Genomic DNA, 22,818 nt, shown 5'->3' with positions numbered 1-22,818 from the left:
AAACAAATAATTAAAACATATATATCATGACAAAAGGAAATATTAATGTTTCGGTAGAGAATATCTTTCCGTTAATTAAAAAGTTTCTATACAGTGATCACGAAATATTTTTACGTGAGCTTATAAGTAATGCTACTGATGCAACGATGAAGCTTAAACACCTTACTAACATTGGTGAAGCTAAAGTTGAGTATGGTAATCCGAAAATTGAAGTCAAAATCGATAAAGATGCAAAAAAACTTCATATCATCGATCAAGGTCTTGGTATGACAACCGAAGAAGTTGAAAAATACATTAACGAAGTAGCTTTTTCTGGTGCAGAAGAATTTTTAGACAAATACAAAGATAAAGTTGATGATGCTGGTATTATAGGTCATTTTGGTCTTGGGTTTTACTCTGCCTTTATGGTAGCAGACAAAGTTGAAATCATTACAAAGTCATTCAAAGACGAACCTGCGGCACATTGGACATGCGATGGAAGTCCAGAATTTACTTTAGAAGCTTCAGATAAAACAGAAAGAGGTACTGAAATAATACTTCATATCTCAGAAGGTGAAGAAGAATTTCTTGAAGAAGGGAGAATACGAGAACTTTTAACTAAGTATAACAAGTTTATGCCTATTCCAATTAAATTTGGAACCAAGGAAATAAACGATCCAGACTTTACACCAAAAACAACAAAGGATAAAGATGGTAAAGAAACCACTGAGCCTCACAAACAAATAACCGTTGATAATATTATAAACAATCCAAATCCTGCGTGGACTAAACAACCAGCAGATTTAGAGGATCAAGACTATAAAGATTTTTATCGCGAGTTGTATCCAATGCAATTTGAAGAGCCTTTATTCAACATACATTTAAATGTAGATTATCCATTCAATCTAACAGGAATTTTGTATTTCCCTAAGATGACGAATGATTTGAACATTCAAAAGGATAAAATTCAGTTATACCAAAATCAAGTATTCGTCACAGATAATGTTGAAGGCATTGTGCCAGAATTTTTAACCATGCTCCGTGGTGTTATTGATTCTCCAGACATTCCATTAAACGTATCGCGTAGTTACTTGCAAGCTGATGGAGCTGTTAAAAAGATTTCATCTTACATTACTCGTAAGATAGCCGATAAATTAAAATCACTGTTTAATAACAACCGTGAAGATTTCGAAAAAAAATGGAACGATATTAAAATTGTGATTGAATACGGAATGCTCTCAGAAGAAAAATTCTTTGAAAAAGCAGATGCTTTTGCATTATATCCAACGGTAGATGGTAAATATTATACGTTTGAAGAATTAACCAATGCTATAAAAGCAAAACAAACCGATAAGGACGATAAAATGGTGATTTTGTATGCATCAAATAAAGATGAGCAACACAGTTATATTGAAGCTGCAAAAGATAAAAATTATGAGGTGTTGTTATTAGATTCGCCTATTGTAAGCCATTTAATGCAGAAATTAGAAACGACAAAAGAAAACATATCGTTTGCTCGTGTGGATGCCGACCATATTGATAACTTAATTAAAAAAGACGATACTAAAATCTCTAAGCTATCTGAAGAAGAAAAAACCAAGTTAGATGAGTTATTGAAAGAGGTGGTGCCTTCCGAAAAATTTATGGTACAACTAGAAGCTATGGACAGCAATGCCGCACCATTTATGATTACGCAACCAGAGTTTATGCGTCGTATGAAAGAAATGCAACAAACTGGTGGTGGTATGTTTGGCATGGGCAATATGCCAGAAATGTATAACCTTGTGGTCAATACAAACCACGAATTGGTAAATGATATTCTAAATACCAAAACGCGCAAAAAACAAGAGCGCTTAATTAACCAAAGCTTGGATTTAGCTAGGTTATCTCAAGGCTTATTAAAAGGTGAAGAACTTACCAATTTTATTAAGCGCAGCTACGACATGATAAAATAGAGACTAGACCGCTTCGCTTTTAGAAACAAGAACAAAGACAATATAAATGTCATTCTGAGTGTCACACTGAGCGCAGTCGAAGTACAGCGAAGAATCTTATCAAAACCACTTCCTTACCCGAAGTGGTTTTTTTATTGACTTTGCAAAAAAACTACTAACTTCGCTTAACTACTGATATAAAGCATTGAAATCTTATATATCATTGCATTGTCGATAATTCATGAAAAACAGAATTCTATTCATATTATTTTTTGTTTTTAGTCATTTTCAGGGCTTCTCTCAAAATGAAAGTAGAAAATACAGAATACTTACATACGGACTTCAACATGAGATTGAGAATGCAGAGTTAGTAGTAAACCAAAAATGGAATATTGAAAAGTTTACTGTTGCAGGTTGCATAGTATCCCAAAAACTCATTGATAGCGTAAAAGTTCACAACAAATCTATTTGGAAGTTAATTGAAAATGAGAACGGATTTGAAAATTCAGAATTGAATTATCTAAAAGATATAAGCAACACGAGAAAAGATTTAGAAAAAATTAAATCTCTTGTTTATAAACACAATTTGACAAATAAAATTTGGAGAAACTTGAAAAACAAAAAAAATGATTATTTAATTTTTACAAATCCAAAATTTAATACTGAATCAATATATTCGATTTCAATTAAAAAAAGGAATAGAAAAATCGATAATCACCCAAAGAATAGAGTTTATAATCTGACTGTTGACTTGTCGACTGAAACTTTAACAATTGATAATTAAAAAACTATTGTCAGGTCAATATTTGCTAACTTAGTAACTCAAACACTCAACAAACCATATACAACCCGTTAATTAAGCAAAAGAGTAGATAAACCCATGAAAAAAATACACTCCGTAGAAGAATATATAGAAACTCACGAAGCTTATAGTGATGCGTTAACCATGCTTCGCGATATTATGAACACCACCGAATTGGAAGAAACCTTAAAATGGAGTGCGCCAACCTATACCATTAATGGTAAAAATGTGGTTGGTCTTGGGGCTTTTAAGCATCATTTTGGTGTTTGGTTTTTTAATGGCGTGTTTTTAAAAGACGAGCATAACCTGTTAGAAAATGCCCAAGAAGGTAAAACCAAAGCCTTAAGGCAAATGAAATTTCAATCTATAAACGATATTGATAAACACATTGTATTACAATACGTTAAAGAAGCGATAGACAACCAAAAAGCTGGTAAAGAAATAAAACCAGACAGAAGTAAAAAAGAAACAATTATTCCTAATGAGCTACAAGTAGCACTAAAGGCCAATAAAACACTTTTAAGTAGTTTTAACACCTTAACACCTTATAAGCAACGTGAGTATTGCGAGCATATTGCAAGCGCTAAACGAGAGGCTACCAAACAAAGTCGCTTAGAAAAAATAAAACCCATGATACTACAAGGTATTGGGTTACACGATAAATACAAAAACTGTTAAATAAAAAAAGCAGCTCTTAGAGCTGCTTTTTTATGTTATTTTGCTGGAGCATTGAGTTTCCTGCTCATTTCCATTGAAATAGCCGAACGCTCAAATTTTATTTTCCCTGCCGAGGTTTCGATAACACAAGAACCATCCTTATCGTTTAGTTCTATAACTTTACCATGCATTCCGCTTTTGGTAATAACACGATCCCCTCTTTTAAGGTCTGCAGCAAACTTTTTTTCTTGCTTAGCACGTTTCATCTGTGGTGCAATCATAAAGAAATACACAACAGCAAACATGAGTATAAAAGGTGCAAATTGCCCTAATCCTTCCATTTAAAATAAATTAATCGTGATTATGACCTTCGTGACCTGGTTGTGTGCTAGACTTAACTGCTGCTGTAGATGTAGCTGGTATTCCTGCTCCACCTTTAATAAAAGCTTTAATTTTTACAGTTTCAGTTCCTGCTTCAGTATTAGCTGTAATAGTTACAGTCTTAGAAGTTGCACTTCCTGGAGAACCTTTACCATTAAAATCAACTGAGAACTTTGATGAAGCTCCAGGTGCTAATGGTTCTTTACTCCAATCTTGAGGTACTGTACACCCGCAAGTACTTTTAATGTTTGTAATTACTAATGGTGCATTACCTGTGTTAGTGTATGTAAACACTGTTGATACTGGAGTTCCATTTTCAATTTCGCCAAAATCGTGCTCTTTCTTATCAAAAGTTAATACTGGAAAATCTCCAGCTACTGCATCTCTTTCAGCTGCTTGTGATACGTTTTCAGATTTAATTTTGCTAGTTGCATCTTCTTTACAAGACGTAAAAGCAACCATACACAAGGCACTTAAACTTAAAATTATTTTTTTCATAATTTTCATTTTTAACTGTCTATTCAAGATAAACATTTGGGTTAGTTATTCGTTTTAATAGGTTATTTCGGTGGTAAATGTAATAAATTTTAATTATATGAGTCCTCTACCCACCTTATTTAACGTTCCTTTATCACTATATTCCTTCACTAGTTTATCTAAAATACCATTAATAAATACACTACTTTTAGGTGTAGAATACTCTTTGGCTATTTCTAAATACTCATTAATTGTTACCTTAACAGGAATAGATGAAAATTTTTGAAACTCGCAAATAGCCATTTGTAAAAGCACAAAATCTATATTGGCTATTCGGTCTTTATCCCAATTTGCGGTCTTTCCTTCTATTTCCTTACTCAATGCAGTTAAGTTTAATAATGTTTTGTTTAATAAATTGTTTGCAAACACCCTATCATCTTCGTCTTTAAATAATTGAGGAAGAAAATGACTTTGAGAAATGTTAGGATTAGCCTTTCTTAGAAGTTTAACAATAGCTGTGTTTATTACTGGTAAATCATCTAACCAAGTAATATTTTTATCTTCTAGGTAGTTGTAAAGTTTATCGTTTGGTGCAATTATTTCTTTAAAAACATCTATTATGAATGATTTGTCTTCTTTAAAAGTCGATGTTTTAGTTGACATGTATTCTTTATACAAATCACTTTCTATAAGCGACTTAAACAAGACATCTATATATTCATCATCAAGTTTCCAGTTGGTTACTTTTCTAGATTCAAGCGTTTCTTTTAATAAGGTATTTTCTTTAAGAAGCAACAACAACTCATTATTAACAAACTTCCTGTTAGGATTTTTCTCTTCTTGAGTAGCTAAATGCTTTTTTTGTGATTTTATAAGATGGTCTTCTGCTTTAGCTTGAATTTCTACCAACAATGAAAGTATAAGTAGGTACAGGTTATACATATTCTCCATACTATGACCTAAAAACCTTTGGTTAATTTTTAAATCGTCACTTTCATTTCCTTGGAATGCATAAATAACTTGCATTACCTTTATACGAATATGTCTTCTGTTAAGCATATTAAAGAACTTTTCTAATTCTAAAGAATTATTTTAATTTAAAATTAATGAGGCAAAAGATAAATATCTTTTGCCTCGCAAAAATAGTATTATTTTAAAAAGAATTTATTTTGAAGCTTCTTTTTTTCTTGCTTCAATTCTTTCGTTAGCAATATCTAACGCAGCTTGGTGTGTTGTGATATGATTATCCTTAGCTTTTTCTAAAATTTGAAGCGTTGTATTATAAATATTCTCCGTCTTTCTAATAATTTCTTGCTTACCGTAATTTTCTAATTCGGCATACACATTTATAATGCCTCCAGCATTAATTAAAAAGTCTGGAGCATACACAATACCTCTTTTTTGAAGTATAGCTCCATGCTTAATTTCTTCAGCTAACTGATTATTTGCCGCACCTGCAATAACTTGGGCTTTTAATTTATAAACTGTATCGTCATTTATAGTTGCACCAAGCGCACAAGGTGCGTAAATGTCCATAGATTCGCTATAAATATCATTTCCAGTATAAATAGACGCACCATATTTAGAACTCACCTCTTCTAAGCGAGCTTCATTAATATCAGCAACGACTACATTAGCACCTTCATTTACTAAATGCTCTACTAGAGCTTCACCAACATGACCAATACCTTGTACAAATACTTTTTTATCTTCTAAAATGTCTGCTCCAAACTTATACTTAGCAGCTGCTTTCATTCCCATATAGACACCATAAGCAGTTATAGGAGAAGGATTTCCTGCACCACCTTTGCTTTCTGAAATACCAGTTACATAAGGTGTTACTTCTCTAACCAAATCCATATCAGCTGTTTCCATACCAACATCTTCAGCAGTTATGTATTTTCCACTTAATGAATGAACATATTCGCCAAACTTTTTCATAAGTTCAGGCGTTTTTTGTGTTTTGGCATCACCAATAATTACAGCTTTTCCACCACCAAGATTAAGTCCTGTGATAGCCGATTTAAAGGTCATCCCTCTAGAAAGACGTAATACATCGTTTAAGGCTTCCCACTCATTGTTATATTGCCACATTCTAGTACCTCCAAGAGCTGGTCCTAAAACTGTACTATGAATTCCAATTATTGCTTTTAAACCTGTATCTTTGTCGTTGCAAAAAACGACTTGTTCGTGGTTGTCAAAAGAAAGTTGTCCAAATACTGGGTCAACTTTTTTGATGTCTTTGGGGTTTATGACGTCTGTAATCATTAATAAAAATTTTATTTTTTTATCGCTATTATTACAAAATCAATAATAACAGCAGGCAAAAATAATCTAATATTACATTTTAAGCAAAAAAACCCGTTTAAAAACAAGAAATCACTAATTGTGATTTAATGTGAAAAATTGCAAATGAAAGAATTACAACATCTTAACAAGTATTTTTTAAAGTATAAATACAGCCTTTTATTTGGTGTCATTATTACTATTTCTGCCATAATTTTTAAACTTTTTACACCTCGTTTAATTGGTAAAGCTATAGATGTGATTTCAAAAGGTCTAGACGGTACTTATACAAAAGAGGTTTACAGTAAAGAATTAATGCTAAACATTCTTTATTTAATTGGTGCTGCACTTATTGCAGGAGCCTTAACTTTTTTAATGCGCCAAACCATTATAAATGTGTCTAGATATATTGAATATGATTTAAAAAATGAAATCTATCAACAATACCAACGTTTATCTCAAAATTTTTACAAAAGCAATCGTACTGGCGACTTAATGAATCGTATCACCGAAGATGTTAGTAGGGTACGCATGTATGCAGGACCAGCAATTATGTACTCGTTAAACATGATTACATTGTTTGTTGTTGCTTTTTTTTACATGTACAACCAATCGCCTAAACTTACCTTATATACAATAATACCTTTACCTATTTTATCGTTTTTAATTTATTTTTTAAGTAAAGAGATTCATAAGCGTAGTACAATTGTACAAGAGTATTTATCTAAACTATCAACCTTTACTCAAGAGTCTTTTAGTGGCATATCGGTTATTAAAGCTTATGGTATTGAGCCTATTACTAATGATAATTTTGAGGCACTATCAACCGAAAACAGACAAAAGCAAATAGACTTAACAAAGGTTCAAGCTTTATTTTTTCCTATGATGATTTTATTAATTGGTATTAGCAACATACTGGTAATTTATATAGGAGGAAAACAGTATATAGATGGTGAAATTGAAAGTATAGGTGTGATTGCTGAATTTATTATTTATGTAAATATGTTGACGTGGCCTGTAGCTACTTTAGGTTGGGTAACTTCAATTATACAACAAGCTGAAGCTTCACAAAAAAGAATTAACGAGTTTTTAAAAGAAGAACCTGACATAAAAAATACTGTAAGCACACCAACTAAAATTAATGGTACCATAGAGTTTAAAGATGTGCATTTTACGCATAGTGATACTAACATAAAAGCTTTAAAAGGACTTAGTTTTAAAATAAATAGTGGTGACACACTGGCTATTATTGGTAAAACAGGATCAGGAAAATCTACTATTCTAGATTTAATTGGGCGATTATACGATGTTGAAAAAGGAGTTATTGAAATAGATGGAAACCCTATTAAAGATATTAATCTAACAAGCTTAAGAAATAGCATTGGTTTTGTGCCTCAAGATGCTTTTTTATTTTCTGATTCTATTAAAGACAATATAAAATTTGGATCTGTAAATGCTACTGACGACGATGTAATTAATGCAGCCAAAAATGCAGTAGTACACAAAAACATTAAAGCCTTTAGCAAAGGTTATGATACTGTTTTAGGTGAAAGAGGCATTACACTTTCCGGAGGTCAAAAACAACGTGTTTCTATTGCTAGAGCTATTTTAAAAAATCCTGAAATATTATTGTTAGACGATTGTTTATCGGCTGTTGACACAGAAACCGAAGAGCAAATTTTAAATAATTTAAATAAAGTCTCTAAAGGAAAAACAACTATTATTGTTAGTCATAGAATTTCTTCAGCTAAAAATGCCAATCATATTATTGTGTTAGATGAAGGTAAAATTACCCAACAAGGTTCGCACGATGAGCTTATAAACATTGATGGTTTCTACAAAGAACTCTATTTAAAACAATTATCTGAAACTTTAGACGCCTAATAGATTAATATCTTTTAACTTACTTTAAGTTATAAAATGAATGTGGTAAAAAAGAAATGTGTTAATTAGTTGGTTGGTATATATTTTTTTTAGATTTTTGAGACACTAAATTAAAAAGACTACCATAATGAGTAATAATGATATGATGGAGAAAGAAGAAATATTTTCAAAAGTTTTAAGAGCAGGACGTCGCACTTACTTTTTTGATGTAAGAGCTACCAAAGCTGGAGATTATTACCTTACTATCACCGAAAGCAAAAAATTCACAAATGATGATGGATCATTCCATTACAAAAAACACAAAATATACTTGTACAAAGAAGATTTTGCTGAGTTTAATGACATTTTAAGAGAAATGACTGATTATGTTATCCAGGAAAAAGGAGAAGAAGTCATAAGTGAGCGTCATCAAAAAGATTACAAAAAAGAAGACTATTCAAATAGCAATGGTGAAATGCCAACATCTCCTGAAAGCTTTACAGATGTGAATTTTGAAGATATCTAGTCTCAAAAAAATTGAATTAATATTAAACCGTTACAATTATTGTAGCGGTTTTTTTGTACTTATAATTTAATAGCTAACAAAGCTAATAACAAACTTAATGTTAGATAATATAAAGCTATACAAAATGAAAAAAAGACAGTTATTACTGCAACCACACTCAACAACCAAAAAGGCACTAAAGTAACTGCTAATGCAAACCTAAAAGTAGATACAAACTCAATTTCTTTAATTTTTGGTTTTACCCAATACCTCCAAATAACAAAGGGTATAATAAGGTTTAGTTTTAATAATAACCTAAGCGTTTTTCCTAAAAGTTGATTTTGGCTTTTCTTAGACCTACAGTTGGTAAAGTTACTCTCTATGCATGCGTTAACCTCTTTAGGTTTTAAATAATCTACATTAAATACCTCTAACTTATTTATATTTTTTTTATAGTTTTCTTCAGGAATATGAGTAGTTAACTCCTTCATTTTACTGTGTGCTACTGCTTTCAAATTTACAACAGCTTTATTTTTATTTTCGTTTAGGTAATCTTTTGCAGAAAGAGGTTTACCAAAATAAATTGCTGTGCTATCTGGACAATGTTCAGCTTTTACAAAATTTAATCCAACTGGTACTAGCTGTAAATCTAAATCTGGATATTTTTCCAAAGAATCAAATACTATTCTGGTAAAGCCTTTACTTAATGGTCTTACTCTACGTACTATATTGTGGCTTCCTTCAGGAAAAATTACAATGACTTCTTTATTCTTTAAGAGTTCACTACAACTTTCAAAAATGGCGTTGTTATTTGTAATGGTACTCCAGCCATCCCTTACGCGATATACAGGAAGCATTTGCAAGCTTTTTAAAATACGACTCACAAACGATTTTTTAAATACAGCTGCTCTAGTTAAAAAGTATGAAAATCTGCCACATTTAGTCGCGATTAATAAAGCATCTAATAACGCATTTTGATGGTTTGCCAACAATAACACAGGCTTGTCCTTTGGAATATTCTCAACATTATAAACATGTATTCTTTTAAAGTAAAAGAACATACCAAGTCTTAAATAGGTTCTTACGCTATGCAGCCAAAGCTTCTTCAATAGTATTACTTTTTTTAGACCAATAGGTTGCTAATAACAATCCTGAAATAATATGCCATATTCCCCAAAATGCAGCTAAAATAGCCATTCCACCTAAACCGTTAAAGAATGTAAAAATGAGTAATAATCCTAATCCGGAATTCTGAATACCAGTTTCTATTGCTAATGTTTTGGTATCTCTAAATGATAATTTAAAAATCTTTGCTACACTAAAACCTAAAAATATTGCCAACAAGTTATGACCTATACCAATGGCTAAAACATGATGCGCATATTCACTAAAAATATCAAGATTATTTGAAAACGCTATAATGACAATAGCAATAAAAACAATTATTGATACTGGTTTTAAGATTTTAGATAATTTTATAGCTAATTGTTCGTTTTTTTGCCTTAAACTCATTCCCAAAACCAAAGGAATTCCTAGAATTAAAACCACTAGTTTTACAAGCTCAAACGGTTCTAACGAGACTGTTTTTAGTATTTCAGCTGTTGGCTCATAAAGGTTACCATATAGCTGAAAATTTAAAGGCGTCATTACTATTGCCAAAAAAGTAGCAAATGCTGTTAAACTTACAGAAAGTGCTGTATTACCTTTAGCTAAATGCGTCATAAAATTAGAAATATTTCCACCTGGACAAGCAGCAACCATCATCATGCCTAGTGCAATACTTGGTTGCGGTTTTACCAATAAAACAACTAAGAAGGTTAAAAAAGGAAGCAATATAAATTGAGACACAATACCTAGTATTACAACTTTAGGTTGTTTAAATAGATTTTTAAAGTCGTTAATAGAAATACCTAATGCAACACCAAACATTACTACTGCTAACGCAATATTAAGTATTAAAAGCCCTCCACTATCAAAGTTAATTTTTACTGAATCAAGTTCTAACATATACTAATTTACAGTTGCTCCGTTTTTTACCTTAAGTTCTGGATGTAGTAGCACAACATCTTTACCCTTAACTGCTCCCATTACTAAACATTCACTCATAAAATCAGCTATTTGTTTTTTAGGAAAGTTAACAGTAGCGATTATTTGCTTATTTAACAGTGCTTCTTTAGTGTATCGTGTTGTAATTTGCGCTGATGACTTTTTTATTCCTAAATCACCAAAATCGATAGTTAATTGATACGCTGGGTTTTTGGCTTTAGGAAAATCGTTTACTTCTATTATTGTACCTACTCTTAAATCAACCTTTGTAAAATCTTCAAAAGAAATGGTTTCCTTCATGTATTAACTTTTAGTTTAAAGTTGAAGATATAAATTTTAATTTACAATTATGTTTAATCTTGAGGTTTCTTTATTTTTGATGAATATCAAAATACAATCATGTCAAGAACCCCTTCAAATATGCTCCCTTTAGATACAAAGGCACCTGATTTTAATTTACTTGATACTATTTCAGGAACTTACAAAAGCTTTGATGAGCTTAAAGGAAAAAAAGGCACTGTAATCATGTTTATTTGCAATCATTGTCCCTTTGTTATTCATGTAAACGAAGCTTTGGTTGCTATTTCTAAGCACTATATGGATTTAGACATAAACTTTATAGCAATTTCAAGTAATGATGTGGTTAATTATCCACAGGATTCTCCTGAAAAAATGAAAACTCATGCTAAAAATAACAATTATCCTTTCCCTTATTTGTATGATAAAACTCAAGAAGTAGCAAAAGCTTATGATGCTGCTTGCACACCAGATATTTATGTTTTTAATGATGCTTTAAAGTTAGTTTACAGAGGTCAGTTAGACGACTCTAGACCAGGAAACAGTGTTCCTGTTACAGGAAAAGATTTAAGACATGCTTTAGAATGTCTTTTAAACAGCACGGTTAATTCTAGTGTACAAAAACCAAGTATTGGTTGTAATATTAAGTGGAAAAATTAATTTAGTTTTTTATGATTCGGTTCCAAAAAACAGATTCTTCAAATACAGACTTCATTGAATTAGTAAAATTATTAAATAAAGACCTTGCTATATCTGATGGTGAAGACCATGAATTTTATAATCAATACAATGGTATAGACGCCATAAAACATGCCGTTGTTGCTTACAATAACAACTCTCCTATTGCTTGTGGTGCTTTAAAAGAATATGACAAAGTAACTGTAGAAATAAAACGTATGTACACTTTACCGATTACAAGAGGCAAAGGAATTGCTACAAAAGTTTTAAGTGAATTAGAATGTTGGGCACATCAATTAGGTTATAAACGTTGCATTCTTGAAACTGGAAAAAAGCAACCCAAAGCCATTGCTCTTTACAAAAAAACGGGTTATAATATTATTCCTAATTACGATCAATATGCTGGAGTAGATAATAGTGTTTGCTTCGAGAAATTATTGGCTTAACCAATTCTTTCGTTTTAATAAATTTTCAATATGTGCATAATGATGATTACTATGCCATGCATAAATACCAATATTCTTTTTTAACCTGACCTCTTGGTTGTGTTCTGGATGAATAAAACTCTTATTTAAATCATCTTCAGTCAAGCTTTTTAATAAATATACAAGCTTAGAGTGTACTGCTGCTAAGTGGTCTAACGACAGTTTTATTGGCGCGTATTTAGCGTCTGGCAATTCAGCCCATAGCTGTTCATGATAATATTTTATAACAGGTTTATCTTCGGTTAAAGCCCATTTAAAACGAATATAACTATGGTGATGGCTATCTGATACGTGATGTACAACTTGCCTTATGGTCCAACCTCCATCTCGATAAGGTGTATCTAATTGTTCATTATTAAGATGCAATACCAAGTTCTTTAATTTGAAAGGGAATTCTTCTAAAACATCAATCCAATTATTAATATGGTTGCTTGTAATAACTTTTGGAGCTGCAAAAGATCCAATAGGATACTTTAATTTTTCTAGCGTTTGCTTTGTCATGTAACAAAAATATGCCGCTAATTTTATTTTTTAGAGAATTTTATAAATTCTTTTAGTGTACCATCATAAATTCTTAAAAAGTAAGTACCTCTTTTTAATTTAGAAATATCTAAAGTAGAATATTGAGTACTTCTAGCTTTTTTAAGCATTAAAACCTCTCCTTTTTTATTGATAACTTCACATCTTAAATTTACCATTCTATGTTTAAAATATAATGCCAAAGTATTATCTATAATATTTAAGCTAACTCCACTTGGGTTATATTCGATTTTTGGTAACTCTAAAGAATTTTTATCATCTAAAAGTGCAACGTCATTATTTTCTTGAGCATTTGTTGCAATAACGGAAAATAGCATTAACAACGCAGTTAACGCGAACTTATTTAGTTTCATAGGTATTTGGATTAATTGCTATGAACTTAATTTACAGTTATTTAAATATCAAAAAATTAAGATGAGTGGTGCATTTTAATCCGTAAAAAAAATAGAATTACAAAAAAAACCGCTAAAAAGCAGTTTCATATTATTCATTAGTAACGTTTTTATGCTTATGTTTTTTTGAATTTTAGAAAATCTTTTACTTGATCTGAAAAAACTCTAATATAATAAGTTCCTTCTTTTAGTTTAGAGATGTTTAACAATGTTTTTTTTGAAGTGGCTTCCTCTTTACTCAATAACAAATCTCCTTTATTATTAATAACCTCGTATCTTAAATTAGAAACTTCGTTTTTAAACTCCATTTCCAATGTGTTATCAAAAGCTAAAATCCTAATTCCATTAGGGTTATATTCTATTTTATCTATCGAGAAATCATCAATAGACGAAATAAGTCCTCCTTCTTGGGCAAAAACACCAACTGTTGATAATAGCGATATACCCACTAAAAGTAAATACTTTTTAAAGTTCATTGTTCTTTGGATTAATTGTTATAAAATTAGCAAACTGAGGGTTAAATAACAAAACGTTTTAGTGGTTAAATTATTATTTTATTAACCAAATAGGCAACAAAAAAAGCCACTATTAAGTGGCTTTTAATTATTTTTATTTTGTATGTATTACTTTATATTCATTAATTCAACATCAAAAATCAATGTCGCATCAGGAGGAATTACTCCACCAGCTCCTGCACTACCATAAGCTAAATCGCTTGGTATTACAAAACGAGCCTTATCTCCTACTTTAAGTAATTGAATTCCTTCATCCCAACCTGGAATTACTTGGCCTACACCTAAAGCAAAATCTATTGGTTGATTGCGTTTATATGACGAATCAAATACAGTTCCGTCGGTTAATTGACCTTTATAGTGCACTGAAACCGTTTTACCTTTTTCAGCTTTAGTTCCTTGTCCTTCTTGAAGTATTTGGTAACGCAATCCGCTATTAGTTTTATTAAAACCTGAGGCTAATTTCTCCATTTCAGCTTCAGTCTTTGCTTTAGCTTCTGCCAATCTTTTTTCTCTGGCGCCTTCAAAAGTTCTAAAAGCCTCTATGGCGTTAAAAGACTCTGCTTCTTCACCTACCCTAATAATTTCTAGGCTTTCAATAAGGTCTCCTTGTGCAATTGCATTAACAATTTCCTGACCTTCGGTTACTTTTCCAAAAACAGTGTGTTTGCCGTCTAACCAAGCTGTTTCAACATGCGTGATAAAAAACTGACTTCCGTTGGTTCCTGGCCCAGCATTTGCCATAGATAATACACCTGGTCCATCATGTTTTAAATCTGGATGGATTTCGTCATCAAATTGGTATCCTGGATTTCCTGTTCCTGTTCCAAGTGGACAACCACCTTGAATCATGAAATCTGGAATAACTCTGTGAAATTTTAATCCATCATAATAAGGATTTCCTTGTGGCTTGGCCGAATTCTCTAAATTTCCTTCTGCTAAAGCAACAAAGTTTCCTACTGTTCCAGGTGTTTTTTGGTATTCTAAAGCGACTAAAATCTCGCCTTTACTTGTATTAAATTTTGCGTATAAACCGTCTTGCATTACTTAATTTTTTTAATGAGGTGCAAAGATACAAGGTTTTATGATTTATAAGTTAATGAATTAAGGGTTTTTACTTTAACTATATAAATGGCTTTAGTATGTTTGTATAAATACTAATTTATGAAATTTTCTTTTAATAACATATTAACTGCTTTTAGTAAAAACAATACTAATGATGATATTCAAGATACATTGTTTTTAGAAAAAATAATGGCTCCTATTGAAGATAAACCATTTGCTATTTCCAGTAAAAACATCATGTTTGCTGGAATGGATAAGCTTGCTGGTTATTACTATTTTAAAGTAGTTATTGTGGGTAAGTTTAAAATTAAAACATTTAAAGGGGTAAAAATCACTATTAACTGTAAAGATTTTGACTTGACACTAAAGTCTAATATGGATGAATTAAAATCTGATTTTGGTGAGATTCCAAACAGTTTTATTACTGCCATAGATTTTGATATTGAAAAAAAACAAATAGAGAAGCTTAAAAATTCAAAAATTAAAAGCCTTCAAGTGATAACTAAAAAACAAGATGTTATTTTTAAAGCTACTTAAATTTAATTAGCCACTTCACTTATAAACTTGATGCGGTAAAGACGTAATTCTTCGTCATCATAATCGCCATCAAATTCTTCAATGGCATCATCTATTTTATCGGTTTCAGATTCCATAAAGTAATCATGAATTTCTTCTTGCTGGTCTTCGTCAAGTATATCATCTAACCAATAATTAATATTAAGTTTGGTTCCTGAATATACAATAGCTTCCATCTCTTTTACAAAGTCTTGCATTTCCATACCTTTTGCAGAAGCAATATCATCTAATGGTAATTTTCTATCTATATTTTGAATAATGTATAGCTTTAAAGCTGAGTTAGATCCAGTCGATTTTACAATCATATCTTCTGGTCTTACAATATCATTATCTTCAACATAAGTTGCTATTAAATTAATGAAATCTCGTCCATATTTTTTCGCCTTTCCTTCTCCAACTCCATGTACATTAGATAATTCTTCCATTGAAATAGGGTATTTTAAAGCCATATCTTCTAACGAAGAATCTTGAAAAATTACAAATGGTGGCACACCTAATTTTTTAGCGTTTCGCTTGCGTAAATCTTTAAGCATGTTCATTAAGTTCTCATCTACCGAAGCACCTCCACCTTTTGATGCTGTGATAATTCCTGAATCATCTCCTTCATCAAATACGTGGTCTTTAGTCATCATAAAAGATGTTGGATTTTTAACAAACGCTCTGCCAAAATCAGTAACTTTTAAAACACCATATGTTTCAATATCTTTCTTTAAATATCCAGCAACTAGTACTTGTCGTATAAGTGCCATCCAGAATTTATTGTCCTTTTCTTTTCCAATACCAAAAAATGGTTGAGCATCTGTTTTATGAGATTTTATAAGCGCATTTTCTTTACCTATTATTACATTAACTAAGTCTTTGCTTTTATAAGTTTCGTTTGTTTTACCTACCACATCAATTAATGTTGCTACTTCATCTTTAGCTTCAACCTTCTTTTTTGGATTTCTAACATTGTCATCCATATCGCCACCTTCCCCAGTTTCATTATCAAACTCTTCACCAAAATAATGCAAGATGAATTTTCGTCGAGATATAGATGTTTCGGCAAACGCGACCACTTCTTGCAGCAATGCGTGCCCTATTTCTTGTTCGGCAACAGGTTTACCAGACATAAACTTTTCGAGTTTTTCAATATCCTTATAGGCATAATAAGCTAAACAATGCCCTTCACCACCATCACGTCCTGCTCTACCAGTTTCTTGATAATAACTTTCGATACTTTTGGGAATATCATGATGAATAACAAAACGGACATCTGGCTTGTCAATTCCCATTCCAAAAGCTATGGTAGCAACCACAACATCGGCATCTTCCATTAAAAACATATCTTGATGTTTTGCTCTTGTTTTGGCATCTAAGCCTGCATGGTATGGTACAGCATTAACACCATTTACTTGTAATACTTGTGCAAGTTCTTCTACGCGCTTTCTACTTAAACAATAAACGATTCCAGATTTACCCTGATTTTGACGAACAAAACGGATAATATCTGCGTCAACATTTTTGGTTTTAGGACGTACTTCGTAAAATAAGTTTGGCCTGTTAAATGATGCTTTAAATGTTTTAGCATCTGTTATACCTAAGTTTTTTAAAATATCTTCTTGAACTTTTGGTGTGGCTGTAGCAGTTAAACCTATCATTGGAATATTATCTCCAATGCGCTTAATAATATGACGTAAATTTCTGTATTCTGGTCTAAAGTCATGACCCCATTCACTTATACAATGCGCTTCGTCTATTGCCATAAAAGAGATTTTTTGAGTTCTTAAAAACTCAACATGTTCTTCTTTGGTTAGTGATTCTGGTGCTACGTAAAGCAATTTGGTAATGCCATTTTCTATATCGGACTTTACACGCTTAACTTCAGTTTTATTTAATGAAGAATTTAATACATGTGCAACACCCTCTTCATTAGACACGCCTCTAATAGCATCTACTTGGTTTTTCATTAAAGCTATTAAAGGAGACACTACAATAGCTGTTCCTTCTTTCATAAGTGCTGGAAGTTGGTAACATAAAGATTTGCCTCCACCTGTTGGCATGATAACAAATGTATTATTACCCGAAACAACGCTTTTAATTACTTCTTCTTGGAGCCCTTTAAATTTATCAAACCCAAAATATTTTTTTAAGGCTTGGTGTAGATCGTTTTTATCAAAACTCATTAATCCCTCAGTTTCTTTTATTATGCTAAATCAAATTTTATAATAAGAGTTATTAAATATTCAAATTTAGAGAACTCTCATTATTTTTTTTCGTTTTTTTGTATTATTATTTTATTTACTTAAAAGTAATACAATTTAAACGACTTTTAAAGATAGTAAAATCTTTAAAATACATCAAACTCAAAAATTATAAATTTTGAATACTTCAAAATCTATTTTAAATCTAGCCAAAGACACTATAAATATGGAAAGTCAGGCTATAGCTAATCTTTCTAATTTATTGAATGACGACTTTTCCAAATCGGTTAAATTATTATACAATTCAAAAGGAAGAGTTATTATAACTGGTATTGGTAAAAGTGCCATCATTGCTAATAAAATTGTTGCTACCTTAAATTCTACTGGCACACCAGCTGTTTTTATGCATGCTGCTGATGCTATTCATGGTGACCTAGGACTTATTTTAGAAGACGATGTTGTTATATGTATCTCTAAAAGTGGTAATACCCCAGAGATAAAGGTTTTGGTTCCTTTAATTAAGAATGGCCCAAATAAAATGATTGCCATTACTGGAAACAAAGACTCGTTTTTGGGCAAAAATGCCGATTATGTTTTAAACACTTTTGTTGAAAAAGAAGCTTGCCCAAACAATTTAGCACCAACAACCAGTACTACAGCTCAATTGGTAATGGGAGATGCTTTAGCAGTTTGCTTATTAGAATTACGAGGATTTTCCAGCAAAGATTTTGCTAAATACCATCCTGGAGGTGCCTTAGGAAAAAAATTATACTTACGCGTTAGCGATATGTCTTCTGTAAACCTAAAACCAAAAGTTACTAAAGACACTAAAATCAAAGATGTGATTATTGAAATATCTGAAAAAATGTTAGGCGTAACTGCTGTTGTTGAAAACAATAAAGTTGTAGGTATTATTACCGATGGTGATTTACGACGCATGTTAAGTAAAACAGATGATTTTTCGAACTTTACAGCAAAAGATATTATGGGTGCTAACCCAAAATGTATTAATAATGACGCTATGGCTGTTGATGCTATGGAACTTATGGAAGCCAATGATATTTCTCAGTTATTAGTTGAAGAAAATGGTAATTACGCTGGCGTTGTTCATTTACATGATCTTATTAAAGAAGGCATACTATAATGGCAAAGAAAAACGTAAACGAAATGTCTTTTTTAGACCATCTTGAAGATTTAAGATGGCATTTAATACGTGCAACATCTGCCGTTATTATTGTGGCTTCTTTAGCATACATGTTTAGTAAACATTTGTTCGAGAAAATTATTTTTGCTCCTAAGCAAATGAGTTTTCCTACCTATGATTATTTATGTAGAGCTGGTAATTTTATTGGTATTGAATCAACATTTTGTGCCGAAGAAATGCCCTTAATTTTACAAAACAGAACCATGGCTGGACAGTTTTCGGCCGATATTTGGACCTCAATTTTAGCTGGTTTTATTATTGCATTTCCTTACGTTATTTATCAATTCTGGAAATTTATTAGCCCTGGAATGCATCCAAACGAGCGTAAACATTCAAAAGGGTTTATTATAATTTCATCCCTTTTATTCTTCTTAGGCGTATTATTTGGGTATTATATTGTCACTCCATTATCTATTAATTTTTTAGCTAATTATAGTATTTCAACATTAGTCGATAATCAAATAGACATTGGGTCGTTTATTGGGCTTGTGAGATCTGCTGCTTTAGCATCAGGATTGGTATTTGAATTACCAATAATCATTTATTTCTTAACAAAAATAGGGTTAGTTACCCCTGAGTTTTTAAAGAAATATCGAAAATATGCTTTAGTAATAGTGCTAATATTATCAGCAATTATTACGCCTCCTGATATTGCAAGTCAAATTATTGTTGCTATACCAATTATTATATTATATCAAGTAAGTATTTTTATATCGAAAATGGTCATTAAAAATCAAAAGAAAAAAGAAGCTAAACATGCCTAATATAGTTGAAGAATTTAACGAGTATCGTGCTAAAATGAATGATAAGATTTTAGCAGATAATAATAAAATAATAAAACGCATTTTTAACCTTGACACCAATGCCTATCAAGCTGGTGCTTTAGATGTAAAAACTAAAGAATTACTCGGATTGGTTGCTTCGGCTGTGTTAAGATGCGACGATTGTATTCGTTATCATTTAGAGAATAGTTATAAAGCAGGATTAAGCAAAGAAGAAGTTGTTGAAGCTTTAAGTATTGCTACTTTGGTTGGAGGCACTATTGTAATTCCGCATTTACGTCGTGCTTACGAGTATTGGGATGCTCTAGAACAACAAGGTTAAATTAAATAAAAATTAAACACGCAATTCTAGTAGCTTATATGTTTTTACTATTTTTAGCGTTCAATAGAAGTATATGATTTTAAAAGCCAATAATTTAATGAAGTCCTATAGTGGACGAAAAGTTGTAAAAGACGTTTCTCTTGAAGTAAATCAAGGAGAGATTGTTGGACTATTAGGACCTAATGGTGCTGGTAAAACTACTTCTTTTTATATGATTGTTGGTTTAATAAAACCTAATGGTGGAAGCATATTTCTAGACACTACCGAAATAACAAATTACCCAATGTACAAACGTGCACAAAATGGTATTGGATATTTAGCTCAAGAAGCCTCCGTTTTTAGAAAATTAAGTATTGAAGAAAATATTTTAAGCGTGTTGCAGCTTACTAAATTATCTAAAAAAGAACAGCACGATAAAATGGAATCGCTTATTGAAGAATTTGGACTAGGACATATACGCAAAAGTCGCGGTGATTTATTGTCTGGTGGTGAGCGTCGTCGTACCGAAATTGCTCGTGCTTTAGCAACAGACCCCAATTTTATTTTATTAGATGAACCTTTTGCAGGCGTTGACCCTGTGGCTGTTGAAGACATACAACGCATTGTAGCTAAACTTACTAAAAAGAATATTGGCATTTTAATTACCGACCACAATGTACAGGAAACCTTAGCCATTACCGATAGAACCTATTTAATGTTTGAAGGAAGCATTCTTAAAGCTGGAAAACCTGAAGAACTCGCTGCCGATGAAATGGTACGTAAAGTGTATTTAGGTCAGAACTTTGAGTTGCGTAAGAAGAAATTGGAATTCTAAAAGCGTTGATTCGTTTATTTGTGAGTTTGATCATTTCTCCCTTCTCTTTTTTGTCATTTTGAGTAACGAAGAATCTAAGAGTAGTATTAATTTTTTATTTTAGAAAAGTATAAATTGTGAAAAACTACTCAATAAATTTAAATGTATTAAAGTCTTTCTTTATTAAATTTGAAAATGGTTTGGAACATCTTAGAAATATTATCTGCAATCTTTGGAATATTTTCATTTTTCAAAAATGAAATTGACTTTTTTACCTTTTTTTTAAAAATTTAGTTTTCTTGTCTTGTCGAACAAGACAAAAAACAATAAGTTATTTATCCTTCTTTAAATATTTAACAAAACCCTTAACCAACTTAAACACAATAAGTGCCAAAATCCCAACACCTAAGCCAATTACAAAATCTCTTAAAATACTTGGCCACGTTTCAAGAAAGTGATGAAAATATTCAATATTATGAACAAAAATACCACCAGCAACTAGTAGCAATGCAATTGTACCTATAACAGACAATGATTTAATTATTAATGGCAAAGCATTAACTAATAGTTTACCAATAAAATGTAATCCGTTTTTATTACCATTACTCATTTGTACCAATCTCAATCCTAAATCATCCATTCTTACAATTAAGGCTACAATACCATACACTCCTACCGTAGCGATAATGGCTACTATAGTCACTACTAGTATTTGAGTTAATAATGGTTTTTCTATAACTGTTCCTAGTGCAATAATGACAATTTCAACAGACAATATAAAATCGGTGATAATAGCCGATTTTATTTTCTTTTTCTCTAGGTTTAAAATATCTGCTTTCGATAAACCTTCAGATTTTACAGTATGAGCTTCATGCTTATGTGGTACAAAGTATTCGTAGATTTTTTCAGCACCTTCAAAGGCTAAATAAATAGCTCCTAGTAATAAAATAACAGTGACTACCCAAGGCAAAAAAGCACTTAACAAAAAGGCAATTGGTAGAATAATCAACTTATTTAAAAACGATCCTTTGGTAATTGCCCATAATACAGGTAACTCTCTAGACGATACAAATCCTGAGGCTTTTTCGGCATTAACTGCTAAGTCGTCTCCTAAAATTCCTGCGGTTTTTTTGGTAGTAATTTTACTCATGGTGACTACATCGTCCATAAGCACCGAAATATCGTCAAGTAGTGCAAAAAATCCTGAGGCCATAGTTTAGTTCTTGTTAAAAAGAGATAAAATAATATAGACAATTATAATTAATGGAATGGCAGCAAATTGCAATACAATTAACAATACAACAGCAAATAGTATAAGTGTATATCTTGCTGCATTGTCTTGAAAATTCCATGTTTTAAATTTTAAAGCCAACAATTTAATATTAGCGTTTAGCAAATAACAACTCACAAGTGTTACAGCTATTAAAAACCACTTATTTAAAATCATGGAATTCATTATATCGTTATTTTGAAATTCCATAATTAACGGAAACGATAAGATAAGTAAGGTATTTGCTGGTGTTGGCAAGCCAATAAAACTATCGGTTTGGTTATCGTCTATGTTAAAGTTTGCCAAACGATAGGCAGATGCCAATGTTATTAACAATCCCATTAAAGGAAGTAATTGAATTTTAAAACCTATCCATTGCATAGAATTAGTCCATTCATTTGTGTTTTCAAACCAATTTAAATCACCACTTGACAAACTTAATAACTGAAACATCACAATTCCAGGTACTAATCCGCTAGTGACCATATCAGCTAAAGAGTCCAATTGCAATCCTAAGCCACTCTGTGCATTGAGTTTTCTAGCCACTAAGCCATCAAAAAAATCAAAGAAAATACCAAGAAATGCAAAGAACGATGCAGTAACTAAAGAACCATTAACTGCAAAAATTACAGCAATACTTCCGCAAAAAAGATTTAAAAGTGTTATAAAATTAGGAATGTGCTTAATCAAACTCAAAACATTTAGTGAAGTAAAAATAATAAACTATTTGGGTTCAACTCTAAAAAAAGAACAATATCTAATCTAATTTAGAGTTTAAAAGGTTGAAAA

General features: G+C 31.3%; 26 protein-coding genes. 12 read left to right on the top strand and 14 right to left on the bottom strand.

The annotated features are described in order from the left end of the window. Positions 1-26 precede the first annotated feature (26 nt). The 3 genes from htpG (at position 27) to E5167_RS13970 (ending at position 3,393) form a co-directional block, all read left to right on the top strand. Complete coding sequence (gene htpG / locus E5167_RS13980) at positions 27-1,934, top strand: molecular chaperone HtpG (RefSeq protein WP_136844781.1); 1,908 nt, start codon at positions 27-29, stop codon at positions 1,932-1,934. Between the two features lie 220 nt (positions 1,935-2,154). Next, positions 2,155-2,697 (top strand): hypothetical protein, encoded by a 543-nt coding sequence (locus tag E5167_RS13975; RefSeq protein ID WP_136844780.1) that lies wholly within the window; start codon positions 2,155-2,157, stop codon positions 2,695-2,697. Between the two features lie 96 nt (positions 2,698-2,793). After that, positions 2,794-3,393 (top strand): YdeI/OmpD-associated family protein, encoded by a 600-nt coding sequence (locus E5167_RS13970; protein ID WP_136844779.1) that lies wholly within the window; start codon positions 2,794-2,796, stop codon positions 3,391-3,393. Positions 3,394-3,428: 35 nt separating this feature from the next. Here E5167_RS13970 and yajC read toward each other — a convergent pair whose 3' ends face one another. From yajC to E5167_RS13950, 4 genes are all read right to left on the bottom strand, one after another. Further along, positions 3,429-3,713 carry a preprotein translocase subunit YajC gene (gene yajC, locus E5167_RS13965; RefSeq protein ID WP_136844778.1) on the bottom strand — a complete coding sequence of 95 codons (285 nt, stop codon included), beginning with the start codon at positions 3,711-3,713 and terminating at the stop codon, positions 3,429-3,431. Between the two features lie 10 nt (positions 3,714-3,723). Further along, positions 3,724-4,251: a DUF1573 domain-containing protein gene (locus E5167_RS13960; protein ID WP_136844777.1), complete on the bottom strand. Its 528-nt coding sequence runs from the start codon at positions 4,249-4,251 to the stop codon at positions 3,724-3,726. 93 nt (positions 4,252-4,344) lie between these two features. Further along, on the bottom strand, positions 4,345-5,289 hold the full coding sequence (gene nusB / locus E5167_RS13955; RefSeq protein ID WP_239022008.1) for a transcription antitermination factor NusB: 945 nt from the start codon (positions 5,287-5,289) through the stop codon (positions 4,345-4,347). 105 nt (positions 5,290-5,394) lie between these two features. Next, positions 5,395-6,498 (bottom strand): Glu/Leu/Phe/Val family dehydrogenase, encoded by a 1,104-nt coding sequence (locus E5167_RS13950; RefSeq protein WP_136844776.1) that lies wholly within the window; start codon positions 6,496-6,498, stop codon positions 5,395-5,397. Positions 6,499-6,642: 144 nt separating this feature from the next. On the opposite strand from E5167_RS13950, the gene E5167_RS13945 reads away from it, so the two are divergent. Together E5167_RS13945 and E5167_RS13940 are read left to right on the top strand one after the other, a co-directional pair. Next, positions 6,643-8,400: an ABC transporter ATP-binding protein gene (locus E5167_RS13945; RefSeq protein ID WP_136844775.1), complete on the top strand. Its 1,758-nt coding sequence runs from the start codon at positions 6,643-6,645 to the stop codon at positions 8,398-8,400. Positions 8,401-8,527: 127 nt separating this feature from the next. Beyond that, positions 8,528-8,905, top strand: coding sequence for a PUR family DNA/RNA-binding protein (locus tag E5167_RS13940; protein ID WP_136844774.1), 378 nt, complete (start codon positions 8,528-8,530; stop codon positions 8,903-8,905). A 59-nt stretch (positions 8,906-8,964) separates the two neighbouring features. Here the strand turns inward: E5167_RS13940 and E5167_RS13935 are convergent, their stop codons facing one another. Genes E5167_RS13935 through E5167_RS13925 form a run of 3 tightly spaced genes read right to left on the bottom strand, consistent with a single transcriptional unit; the run spans position 8,965 to position 11,230 of the window. Continuing rightward, on the bottom strand, positions 8,965-9,993 hold the full coding sequence (locus E5167_RS13935) for a lysophospholipid acyltransferase family protein (protein ID WP_239022007.1): 1,029 nt from the start codon (positions 9,991-9,993) through the stop codon (positions 8,965-8,967). Then, positions 9,971-10,891: a bile acid:sodium symporter family protein gene (locus tag E5167_RS13930; RefSeq protein WP_136844773.1), complete on the bottom strand. Its 921-nt coding sequence runs from the start codon at positions 10,889-10,891 to the stop codon at positions 9,971-9,973. Before E5167_RS13930 ends, E5167_RS13935 begins: the two co-directional genes overlap by 23 nt. A 3-nt stretch (positions 10,892-10,894) precedes the next feature. Next, on the bottom strand, positions 10,895-11,230 hold the full coding sequence (locus E5167_RS13925) for a tRNA-binding protein (protein WP_136844772.1): 336 nt from the start codon (positions 11,228-11,230) through the stop codon (positions 10,895-10,897). A 99-nt stretch (positions 11,231-11,329) separates the two neighbouring features. Between E5167_RS13925 and E5167_RS13920 the strand changes: the two genes are divergently transcribed. Further along, positions 11,330-11,887 (top strand): thioredoxin family protein, encoded by a 558-nt coding sequence (locus tag E5167_RS13920; protein ID WP_136844771.1) that lies wholly within the window; start codon positions 11,330-11,332, stop codon positions 11,885-11,887. Positions 11,888-11,898: 11 nt separating this feature from the next. Further along, complete coding sequence (locus E5167_RS13915; protein WP_136844770.1) at positions 11,899-12,351, top strand: GNAT family N-acetyltransferase; 453 nt, start codon at positions 11,899-11,901, stop codon at positions 12,349-12,351. Here the strand turns inward: E5167_RS13915 and E5167_RS13910 are convergent. The 4 genes from E5167_RS13910 to E5167_RS13895 all read right to left on the bottom strand — a co-directional run bounded on the left by E5167_RS13910 (position 12,340) and on the right by E5167_RS13895 (position 14,878). Continuing rightward, positions 12,340-12,891: a YfiT family bacillithiol transferase gene (locus E5167_RS13910; protein ID WP_136844769.1), complete on the bottom strand. Its 552-nt coding sequence runs from the start codon at positions 12,889-12,891 to the stop codon at positions 12,340-12,342. The two genes, E5167_RS13915 and E5167_RS13910, sit on opposite strands and share 12 nt — an antisense overlap. Positions 12,892-12,914: 23 nt before the next feature. Further along, positions 12,915-13,283 (bottom strand): T9SS type A sorting domain-containing protein, encoded by a 369-nt coding sequence (locus tag E5167_RS13905; RefSeq protein ID WP_136844768.1) that lies wholly within the window; start codon positions 13,281-13,283, stop codon positions 12,915-12,917. Positions 13,284-13,438: 155 nt separating this feature from the next. Then, positions 13,439-13,798 carry a hypothetical protein gene (locus E5167_RS13900; protein ID WP_136844767.1) on the bottom strand — a complete coding sequence of 120 codons (360 nt, stop codon included), beginning with the start codon at positions 13,796-13,798 and terminating at the stop codon, positions 13,439-13,441. Positions 13,799-13,945: 147 nt separating this feature from the next. After that, entirely contained in the window at positions 13,946-14,878 is a 933-nt protein-coding gene (locus tag E5167_RS13895) for a peptidylprolyl isomerase (protein ID WP_136844766.1), read from the bottom strand. A 120-nt stretch (positions 14,879-14,998) separates the two neighbouring features. Between E5167_RS13895 and E5167_RS13890 the strand changes: the two genes are divergently transcribed. Continuing rightward, positions 14,999-15,436 (top strand): hypothetical protein, encoded by a 438-nt coding sequence (locus tag E5167_RS13890; protein WP_136844765.1) that lies wholly within the window; start codon positions 14,999-15,001, stop codon positions 15,434-15,436. 2 nt (positions 15,437-15,438) lie between these two features. On the opposite strand, the gene recQ is transcribed toward E5167_RS13890, so the two are convergent. Beyond that, complete coding sequence (gene recQ / locus E5167_RS13885) at positions 15,439-17,640, bottom strand: DNA helicase RecQ (protein WP_136844764.1); 2,202 nt, start codon at positions 17,638-17,640, stop codon at positions 15,439-15,441. A gap of 244 nt (positions 17,641-17,884) precedes the next feature. Here recQ and E5167_RS13880 point away from each other — a divergent pair, with 244 nt between their 5' ends. The 4 genes from E5167_RS13880 to lptB all read left to right on the top strand — a co-directional run bounded on the left by E5167_RS13880 (position 17,885) and on the right by lptB (position 20,780). Continuing rightward, the gene (locus tag E5167_RS13880) at positions 17,885-18,802 is read left to right on the top strand and encodes a KpsF/GutQ family sugar-phosphate isomerase (RefSeq protein WP_136844799.1); all 918 of its coding nucleotides are present in this window, start codon (positions 17,885-17,887) and stop codon (positions 18,800-18,802) included. Then, a complete protein-coding gene (tatC, locus tag E5167_RS13875; protein ID WP_136844763.1) occupies positions 18,802-19,626 on the top strand; it encodes a twin-arginine translocase subunit TatC in 825 nt (274 codons plus the stop codon). The genes E5167_RS13880 and tatC overlap by 1 nt, the downstream gene beginning before the upstream one ends. Further along, entirely contained in the window at positions 19,619-19,966 is a 348-nt protein-coding gene (locus tag E5167_RS13870; protein ID WP_136844762.1) for a carboxymuconolactone decarboxylase family protein, read from the top strand. The genes tatC and E5167_RS13870 overlap by 8 nt, the downstream gene beginning before the upstream one ends. Positions 19,967-20,039: 73 nt before the next feature. Further along, positions 20,040-20,780: an LPS export ABC transporter ATP-binding protein gene (gene lptB, locus E5167_RS13865; RefSeq protein ID WP_136844761.1), complete on the top strand. Its 741-nt coding sequence runs from the start codon at positions 20,040-20,042 to the stop codon at positions 20,778-20,780. A gap of 310 nt (positions 20,781-21,090) precedes the next feature. Here the strand turns inward: lptB and E5167_RS13860 are convergent, their stop codons facing one another. Both E5167_RS13860 and E5167_RS13855 read right to left on the bottom strand, forming a co-directional pair. Beyond that, on the bottom strand, positions 21,091-21,972 hold the full coding sequence (locus E5167_RS13860) for a DUF808 domain-containing protein (protein ID WP_136844760.1): 882 nt from the start codon (positions 21,970-21,972) through the stop codon (positions 21,091-21,093). 3 nt (positions 21,973-21,975) lie between these two features. Beyond that, positions 21,976-22,719 (bottom strand): CDP-alcohol phosphatidyltransferase family protein, encoded by a 744-nt coding sequence (locus tag E5167_RS13855; protein ID WP_136844759.1) that lies wholly within the window; start codon positions 22,717-22,719, stop codon positions 21,976-21,978. Between the last annotated feature and the right edge of the window lie 99 nt (positions 22,720-22,818).

Source organism: Pontimicrobium aquaticum (assembly GCF_005047595.1).
Lineage (GTDB): Bacteria > Bacteroidota > Bacteroidia > Flavobacteriales > Flavobacteriaceae > Pontimicrobium > Pontimicrobium aquaticum.
Note: the sequence above shows the minus strand (reverse complement) of the source record. Positions and strands in the feature narration are given on the sequence as shown.

Bases quoted from the DNA above. Each gene is read 5' to 3' on its own strand.
- lptB (WP_136844761.1), top strand. From the start codon at position 20,040: ATGATTTTAAAAGCCAATAATTTAATGAAGTCCTATAGTGGACGAAAA.
- E5167_RS13915 (WP_136844770.1), top strand. From the start codon at position 11,899: ATGATTCGGTTCCAAAAAACAGATTCTTCAAATACAGACTTCATTGAA.
- yajC (WP_136844778.1), bottom strand. From the start codon at position 3,713: ATGGAAGGATTAGGGCAATTTGCACCTTTTATACTCATGTTTGCTGTT.
- tatC (WP_136844763.1), top strand. From the start codon at position 18,802: ATGGCAAAGAAAAACGTAAACGAAATGTCTTTTTTAGACCATCTTGAA.
- E5167_RS13910 (WP_136844769.1), bottom strand. From the start codon at position 12,891: ATGACAAAGCAAACGCTAGAAAAATTAAAGTATCCTATTGGATCTTTT.
- recQ (WP_136844764.1), bottom strand. From the start codon at position 17,640: ATGAGTTTTGATAAAAACGATCTACACCAAGCCTTAAAAAAATATTTT.
- E5167_RS13970 (WP_136844779.1), top strand. From the start codon at position 2,794: ATGAAAAAAATACACTCCGTAGAAGAATATATAGAAACTCACGAAGCT.
- E5167_RS13975 (WP_136844780.1), top strand. From the start codon at position 2,155: ATGAAAAACAGAATTCTATTCATATTATTTTTTGTTTTTAGTCATTTT.
- E5167_RS13895 (WP_136844766.1), bottom strand. From the start codon at position 14,878: ATGCAAGACGGTTTATACGCAAAATTTAATACAAGTAAAGGCGAGATT.
- E5167_RS13860 (WP_136844760.1), bottom strand. From the start codon at position 21,972: ATGGCCTCAGGATTTTTTGCACTACTTGACGATATTTCGGTGCTTATG.
- E5167_RS13950 (WP_136844776.1), bottom strand. From the start codon at position 6,498: ATGATTACAGACGTCATAAACCCCAAAGACATCAAAAAAGTTGACCCA.
- E5167_RS13870 (WP_136844762.1), top strand. From the start codon at position 19,619: ATGCCTAATATAGTTGAAGAATTTAACGAGTATCGTGCTAAAATGAAT.
- nusB (WP_239022008.1), bottom strand. From the start codon at position 5,289: ATGCTTAACAGAAGACATATTCGTATAAAGGTAATGCAAGTTATTTAT.
- E5167_RS13880 (WP_136844799.1), top strand. From the start codon at position 17,885: ATGGAAAGTCAGGCTATAGCTAATCTTTCTAATTTATTGAATGACGAC.
- E5167_RS13960 (WP_136844777.1), bottom strand. From the start codon at position 4,251: ATGAAAAAAATAATTTTAAGTTTAAGTGCCTTGTGTATGGTTGCTTTT.
- E5167_RS13945 (WP_136844775.1), top strand. From the start codon at position 6,643: ATGAAAGAATTACAACATCTTAACAAGTATTTTTTAAAGTATAAATAC.
- E5167_RS13925 (WP_136844772.1), bottom strand. From the start codon at position 11,230: ATGAAGGAAACCATTTCTTTTGAAGATTTTACAAAGGTTGATTTAAGA.
- E5167_RS13905 (WP_136844768.1), bottom strand. From the start codon at position 13,283: ATGAAACTAAATAAGTTCGCGTTAACTGCGTTGTTAATGCTATTTTCC.
- E5167_RS13900 (WP_136844767.1), bottom strand. From the start codon at position 13,798: ATGAACTTTAAAAAGTATTTACTTTTAGTGGGTATATCGCTATTATCA.
- E5167_RS13940 (WP_136844774.1), top strand. From the start codon at position 8,528: ATGAGTAATAATGATATGATGGAGAAAGAAGAAATATTTTCAAAAGTT.
- htpG (WP_136844781.1), top strand. From the start codon at position 27: ATGACAAAAGGAAATATTAATGTTTCGGTAGAGAATATCTTTCCGTTA.
- E5167_RS13890 (WP_136844765.1), top strand. From the start codon at position 14,999: ATGAAATTTTCTTTTAATAACATATTAACTGCTTTTAGTAAAAACAAT.
- E5167_RS13930 (WP_136844773.1), bottom strand. From the start codon at position 10,891: ATGTTAGAACTTGATTCAGTAAAAATTAACTTTGATAGTGGAGGGCTT.
- E5167_RS13920 (WP_136844771.1), top strand. From the start codon at position 11,330: ATGTCAAGAACCCCTTCAAATATGCTCCCTTTAGATACAAAGGCACCT.